The following is a 7,272-nucleotide window of genomic DNA, read 5'->3' on the forward strand; positions in this document are numbered from 1 at the left end:
CTCAAATCCTCCTCGCTTCCACCATCATCCGCACCACATCGGGCATTTTATACTTCGCCTCCCAGCCCAATTTTTCTTTTGCCTTACCCGGATTTCCCCGGCCAACTGCAATCTCCGTCGGTCTGTATAGACTCGCATCCGTTACCAAATGTTCCTGCCAATCCAAACCCGCAGCAACAAACGCTGTCTGCACAAACTCCTCCAAAGGATAACTTACACCCGTGGCAATTACATAATCGTCCGGTTCTTCCTGCTGCAACATCAAATACATCGCCTCCACATATTCCGGCGCCCAACCCCAGTCCCGCTGCACTGAAATATTTCCCAAATGCAGTTTTTCGGAACTACCCGCAGCAATTCGGCACACAACAGATACAATTTTTTGGGTGACGAACCTCTCCGGCCGCAGCGACGACTCGTGATTGAACAAAATACCAGAACACGCAAATAAATTGTACGCTTCTCGATAATTCGCTACTTCCCAAAATGCCGTTGCTTTCGCTACCGCGTAAGGACTTCTGGGGCGAAAAGGCGTATTTTCATCCGCTGGATTGCCTCGGGTATCCCCAAAACATTCGCTGGAACTGGCATTGTAAAGTTTAATTTTTCCGCCTGTAAACCGAATTGCTTCTAAGAGATTCAATGTGCCTGTGGCAATGCTTTCGAGGGTTTCTACGGGCTGTTCAAAAGACAGACCGACGGAACTTTGACCTGCTAGATTGTACACCTCATCTGGCTCAATTTTCGCTAGAACCTGTAAGACGCTGCGAAAGTCGTTGAGAGACATGGATTCTAGTTTTACTCTGTCTCGGATGCCCAAACGGGCCAGGTTTCCGAAACTAGACATTTGGGCGTCCCTGGAGGTGCCACAAACTTCATAACCTCGCTCGAGCAACAGTTTAGCTAAATAAGCTCCGTCCTGACCTGATATACCGCTAATTAACGCTTTTTTCATATTACATTTTGCTTTTAAAACTACACCGTAGCTGTTGCTATGGGAGCATCTCACCTTTGCAGCCCTCCGCTAGAAATTGGAGTTTTGAGGCAGGAGGCAGGAGGCAGGAGGCAGAAGGAAAGAGGAAGAAGGAAAGAGGAAGAAGGAAGGAGCCAGAAGAAGGAAGGAGCCAGAAGAAGTATTTTTACAAATATGAGATGCTCCCGTTGCTATTTTTCCAGGTTTTTAACTTTTATAGTCGGAATTTTTATTTTTTTAATATTTGGGATTTTCCCAGGATTTACCAGAGCAAGTTTAAGCGGTTACTACAAACAAACAACAAATTTATCATCAAGCAGACCCGAAAGCCCGATCGAAGTATTATTGCAAAAAGTTCGATGATCGATAGCTGGGAGTAGCAGCATAAGGATATCCTAGGGACACCGCACTGCCGTCTCCCACGGATATCGGGTAGGGACACCGCACTGCCCATAGGTGTCAACTTAACGTACCACCGATAGTCCGACAGGGGGCGTTGCTGAATACAGGTATGAATGGAAGATTTCCCAATTGCTATAAGCCCTCGGAGGCTGAGCTTTGTAACATCAAGCGAAAAGTTGCTTCATACCGTGAATCAGCAACGCCCGACAGGGGTTGAAACCCCTGCCTCAAAGCTAAAGTCCTCTGAAGAGGACTAAAAAACTCATTAGTCCTCTTCAGAGGACTTTAGCTATTAGACAGGGAATTCATTCCCTGGCGGACTAACGGGTGGGCGGGAGGACTGGTGGACAAAAAGCTTAAGTTAACACCATTGCCCACTGCCGTCTCCCTACCATATTTCATTTTGTACTCGCCAACTATCGACTGCCAAAAGTCTCTAGCGCTCGAAAACAGAAATAACCAGTCAGCTAGAAATCGACTCAAAAGTACAAAATATCAGCATTTTTTACCTTCTGCCGAATGACTAATACCTTCTGCCTTCGGGTACTAGGCTTCCCAACGTTCGGCGACCAATTCAGCCAAGTCAACCACCCGCTGACTGTAGCCCCACTCATTGTCGTACCAAGCCAAAACCTTTACCATGTCGCCATCCATCACCAGCGTTAAGCTGGAATCCAGAATCGAAGAAGCATCACTTCCGCGATAGTCGCATGAAACTAAAGGCAAATCGTTGTACTCTAAAATCCCTTTCATCGAGCCAGAGGCAGCTTCTTTGAACACTTGATTTACTTGCTCGGTAAAAGTCTTTTTCTCTACCTGAGCCACAAAATCAACTACCGACACATTGGGAGTCGGGACGCGCATGGCAATACCGTTTAACTTGCCCTTCAATTCTGGAATCACCAAAGCCACAGCTTGGGCTGCTCCGGTAGAAGTCGGCACAATATTCATTGCTGCCGCCCGGGCCCGCCGCAAGTCGCGGTGGCTGGCATCCAGCAAGCGCTGGTCCCCAGTATAGCTGTGGGTAGTGGTCATCATGCCTTTGACGATGCCAAAATTTTCGTGCAGCACTTTCAGTACAGGAGCTAGACAGTTGGTAGTACAGCTAGCATTGCTGATGACAGTGTAGTCACTGTGCTTGTAGTTGTGGTGGTTGACTCCCATCACATAAGTGCCAACTTCAGAACCCTTGCCTGGAGCGGTAATTAGCACTTTTTTAGCGCCGGCAGTGATATGCTTCGATGCACCAGCTTGGTCAACGAAGACGCCGGTCGCTTCAATAATCAGATCAATACCCCAATCTTTCCAAGGCAAGTTTAGCGGGTTGCGATCGCTCACGCATTTAACTGTCTTCCCATTTAGGGTAATGGAATTTTCATCCGCACTGATGTCCACATTCTTCAACGTTCCCATCATGGAATCGTATCTGAGCAAGTGAGCATTACTTCTGGGATCGGAAGTGTCATTAATAGCTACCAACTCTAGCTGGCTGTTTTCTCTGCCCAGCCAGCAGCGCGCAAAACTGCGCCCGATACGTCCAAAACCATTGATCGCGACTCGAATCACTTTAGTACCTCCTAATGATGGCAGCCCCTAGCTCAGGCTTAAATTTTGGAAAAATTTAAGAATTGACTTATGAGACAAGATCATATCGCAAAGGTTGATCCTTTATAACTTTTTGTGTCGATCAAAAAAGCTTGAACTTTTCTAGAAGGCTGAAATTGCAAGGCAGAAGGCATTAGGCTTTCTGCAGCTGGTTACTGGTAAAGCTGATGGGCTGCAATATAAGTCCCGACAACTTCCGGGACTAAGTAGCGGAGGTCGATCCTTTCGGCGCAGCAGCGGCGGATGTGGCTCGACGAAATCTCGATCGCAGCCATCGAAAGCACATCCCAGCGCATTTCCACGTCCAAAAGAGCCATTTGTTCGGCAACTCGTCGGCCCACAGCAGTCGCCTGAACCTGCATCCTGTCCCCCCCGAAATCGAGGGGTTTTCCACCCGGACAATCTCCCCACTCGGACAGTCCCCCAATCTCCCCGGTTTCTGCTGTCACTCGATCTCCGTGACTCGGACGTGGGGCCACCAACCAGTCGCACAACCCGGCAATTTCGGCGCATCGGTGCCATTTGGGAAGAGTAAGGAGTGCGTCACTACCAATAATCCAGTACCAGCGATGATCGCCAGGATACAATTTTTGCAAATACAGCAGGGTGTCGATCGCAAAACAACTGCCTCTGGGATTTGCCGACCGCGGCGAAATTACGAAGTCTGGGCGATCGCCGATCGCCAAAGCCAGCATTTCCCGCCGCCGCTCAAAACTTGCCAAATCCGGGCGCTCTTTGTGAGGAGGAGAGCGATCCGGTACCCAAATGACTCGATCGAGAGCAAATTGACTCGCAGCCGTCTCGGCTACCAACACGTGACCCCAGTGAACCGGGTCAAAAGTCCCCCCCAAAATCGCTATTTTCCCCATATTTCCCCAAAATCAGGATTAGTAGAGACATCGCGCCAATTTTATGTTTATACACTTTTAACCGTAAACTCTATCGCTTTTCGACTTATTCGACTAACTGCATAACTTGGTATATATACAATTAAGTGAGAATACATATTATCTATAGTTGAGTTGCGATCGTGTCAATCTCTGACTTTCAAGAAAAAATAACCGTAGGAGTAGATAAATGACTACAAAATGAGCGAAATTTTGTTGTTCGTGGTAGTGTTTGTAAATCCTTATGGGTTTTACCCTCAATCTTGGTAGAAAGGTTGTGGGGCTTTTGCTGCCGTATCCCAGCACAGCAGGCGGATAGAAATAGAAAGAATGCAGGAGTATGCAACCACCCAAAATTAGTCTATTGGCACAGGCCCCAGACCCCGTTTTCTCTTACCTGCAATTTTCGAGCTGTGACTGTTCCGGAAAACTACTCGGTACTAAGTCATATAGGATACAAGACAAACATCTCTACAAGTCCCTCAAATCTAGGGACGCGCAGAGAATTTTGTACAAAATCTCTAGCGAACTGTATCCTGAAAAAACAATTCTTGATATGATATCGCGTGTTATTGGCGTGGTGTGGTGTGTGAGGAGCAAAGATGCCGAGTTCTGTTGATTTTAGCGGTAGACCATTTCATTTCATCGGCATTGGTGGGATTGGGATGTCAGCCCTTGCCTACATTCTAGCTAAACGCAAGTTGCCTGTGTACGGCTCCGACATTAAATCGAGTCACATAACCGAGCGCTTGCAAGGAATGGGAGCTCATATTTTTTGGAGTCAAGACGCCAGCAATTTTGAACTATTTCAAACGGCCCTTAACGGTAGCAGTCCCGACTGCGGGCAACAGGAAAGGGCAGTATCCTCGATAGTCGCGGGTACGGTAGGGACTTCTGTCGCGACAGCCAAAGCTGTCCAATTGAACGGCAACGGTTCAAGCGCCCAAGCAATTGCGGGATTGCCTCAAGTAGTATGTTCGACGGCTATTCACCCAGCCAATGCCGAATATCGAGCTGCTTTAGATTTGGGCTGTCCGATTTTTCATCGATCGGATGTGTTGGCAGCGTTAATTCAAGATTACCAAAGCATAGCCGTAGCCGGGACTCATGGCAAAACTACTACTAGCAGCTTAATCGGGTTCATGCTGATGGCTGCGGGTCTAGACCCGACCATCGTAGTAGGAGGCGAGGTAAATGCTTGGGAAGGCAATGCCCGTTTGGGGGAAGGCCCCTACTTAGTGGCCGAGGCTGATGAATCCGACGGTTCTCTCGTTAAGCTAGTAGCCAAAATTGGCATAGTAACGAACGTGGAACTGGATCATCCAGACCATTACGATACCCTTGACCAGGTAATAGACACTTTTAAGGTGTTTGCCCAAAACTGTCAAACCTTGGTGGGCTGCATTGACGACCAAATCGTCAAAGACTGCCTTGGGCCTCATGTCAGTTATAGCTTGCAGCCGGACAGCGGTGCTGACTACACGGCTTCGGGCGTGGAGTACGGGGCAGAAAGCACCAAGGCTCGGATTTGGGAGCGAGGAGTTTTCCTGGGGGAAATGGAGTTGAAGTTGCTCGGCACACACAATCTCAGCAATGCACTAGCTGCGGTAGCAGTAGGCCGATTGTTGGGGTTAGAGTTTTCGGCGATTGCCAAAGCGATTGCTGGCTTTGAAGGAGCTCGCCGCCGTTTTGAGGTGCGGGGCTTTCACAATGACATCCTGTTTGTGGACGACTACGCCCACCATCCTAGCGAAATTCGTGTCACCTTGGCGGCGGCTCGCTTGCGTATCGAAGGTAGCGAAAAAAATTCCAAATCCCGAAGAGTGGTTGCAATTTTTCAACCCCACCGTTACAGCCGAACTCTGACATTTTTGCCAGAATTTGCTCAATCTTTTGGGGATGCTGATTTGGTTGTGGCTTGCGATATTTATAGTGCTGGGGAACCGAATTTAGGAGAGATTAGCGGGCAGCAGGTTGCTGATTTGATTGCGAAAGAAGGCCGAGAGGTTGAGTTTGCGCCTTCCCTGGAGTCAGTCACTAAGTTTTTAACCAAAAATCTGCAACCGGGGGATTTGGCTCTGTTTTTGGGCGCTGGTAATCTGAATCAGATTATTCCAGAGGTGATGGCTTTTTATCAACAAGCCGATCGCCCCGATTAGCTCGCGAACTGAGTAGAGTCGATCGACATTATGGCGTTGCACGTTGGGCCGAAACTTCTGTCGGACGGCTCGCTCAAAGGGGCGACATAAGTTAGCTAAATGGATTTTAAACCACGTCTTCGAGCGAAGGTATTTTTAAGGATTTTCAAGATGGTGACTATCTCGAATGACTCCTCTGTTAAGGACAATCGGCGAGTGTATTCTCCTATTTCTTTGCGGGGAACTGATTGCAAGATTAACTCCCAAGTTTCGCTGGCGGGCCTGACTTCCTTCCGAGTCGGTGGCCCTGCCGAGTGGTACGTTGCTCCCCGCAGTATGGAGGCTTTGCAAGCGAGTTTTGCTTGGGCTGATTCTGAAGGGGTGCCTGTGACTCTGCTGGGTGCCGGTTCTAATTTGTTGGTGAGCGATCGGGGTTTGTCCGGTTTGGTCGTCGGCACTCGCTACCTGAAACAGGTGAATTTTAACCCAGAAACAGGTCAAGTTACAGCGGGGGCGGGGGAGTCAATTCCCCGCCTTGCTTGGTTGGCGGCTAAACGGGGCTGGAAAGGTCTAGAATGGGCAGTCGGCATACCGGGCAGCGTGGGAGGGGCTGTGGTGATGAATGCAGGCGCTCACAGAGGCTGTACTGCTGATATTCTGGTCAACGCTCGCGTCCTATCCCCTGGTGGCAAGGTGGAAATTCTGACTCCCCAAGAGTTGGAGTACCGCTACCGGACTTCGGTGCTGCAAGGGGGCGATCGGCTAGTAACAGAAGCGACTTTCCAGTTACAGCCGGGGTTCGACCGATCGCAAGTAATGGCAGAAACTAATGACCATTTCAGCCAGCGGCGGACAACTCAACCTTACCACTTACCGAGCTGTGGCTCAGTCTTCCGTAACCCCGGCCCCAAGACTGCCGGTTGGTTCATCGAACAAGCGGGACTGAAGGGATATCAGATCGGCGGCGCACAAGTAGCGCAGCGCCATGCTAATTTTATTCTTAACTGCGGGTCGGCAACGGCCAATGATATTTTTCAAGTGATCCGCCACGTTCAACAGCAAGTCGAGCAGCGGTGGTCGCTGTTGTTGGAGCCAGAAGTTAGAATACTGGGAGAGTTTCCCTTCTAAGGCATCATTGAAGTAATACGGAAACGGCAGACTGCCAGCCCACACACCATCACAAAGTAGTTGTCAAGAACCTCAGCCCTGACGGCATGAGGCTTGAAAGAGAAATCTAACAAGCCATCTTGACCCGCCTTGCGTCTTA

The 7,272-nt window shown here is 49.2% G+C and carries 6 protein-coding genes; 3 read left to right on the forward strand and 3 right to left on the reverse strand.

Annotation, left to right across the window (positions count from 1 at the left end; genetic code table 11):
- Position 1: 1 nt before the first annotated feature.
- On the reverse strand, positions 2–955 hold the full coding sequence (locus QUA00_RS18260) for a GDP-mannose 4,6-dehydratase (protein WP_333410638.1): 954 nt from the start codon (positions 953–955) through the stop codon (positions 2–4).
- Positions 956–1,011: 56 nt separating this feature from the next.
- Here QUA00_RS18260 and QUA00_RS18265 point away from each other — a divergent pair, with 56 nt between their 5' ends.
- The gene (locus QUA00_RS18265; RefSeq protein WP_333410639.1) at positions 1,012–1,353 is read left to right on the forward strand and encodes a hypothetical protein; all 342 of its coding nucleotides are present in this window, start codon (positions 1,012–1,014) and stop codon (positions 1,351–1,353) included.
- A gap of 568 nt (positions 1,354–1,921) precedes the next feature.
- Here QUA00_RS18265 and QUA00_RS18270 read toward each other — a convergent pair.
- Both QUA00_RS18270 and nadD read right to left on the reverse strand, forming a co-directional pair.
- Positions 1,922–2,941 carry a type I glyceraldehyde-3-phosphate dehydrogenase gene (locus QUA00_RS18270; protein ID WP_333144616.1) on the reverse strand — a complete coding sequence of 340 codons (1,020 nt, stop codon included), beginning with the start codon at positions 2,939–2,941 and terminating at the stop codon, positions 1,922–1,924.
- A gap of 191 nt (positions 2,942–3,132) precedes the next feature.
- The gene (gene nadD, locus QUA00_RS18275; RefSeq protein ID WP_333144615.1) at positions 3,133–3,849 is read right to left on the reverse strand and encodes a nicotinate (nicotinamide) nucleotide adenylyltransferase; all 717 of its coding nucleotides are present in this window, start codon (positions 3,847–3,849) and stop codon (positions 3,133–3,135) included.
- Between the two features lie 620 nt (positions 3,850–4,469).
- Between nadD and murC the strand changes: the two genes are divergently transcribed.
- Positions 4,470–6,026, forward strand: coding sequence for a UDP-N-acetylmuramate--L-alanine ligase (gene murC / locus QUA00_RS18280; RefSeq protein WP_333144614.1), 1,557 nt, complete (start codon positions 4,470–4,472; stop codon positions 6,024–6,026).
- Between the two features lie 150 nt (positions 6,027–6,176).
- On the forward strand, positions 6,177–7,133 hold the full coding sequence (gene murB, locus QUA00_RS18285; protein WP_333144613.1) for a UDP-N-acetylmuramate dehydrogenase: 957 nt from the start codon (positions 6,177–6,179) through the stop codon (positions 7,131–7,133).
- Positions 7,134–7,272: the final 139 nt, after the last annotated feature.

The organism is Microcoleus sp. T2B6 (assembly GCF_036700475.1).
GTDB lineage: Bacteria > Cyanobacteriota > Cyanobacteriia > Cyanobacteriales > Microcoleaceae > Microcoleus.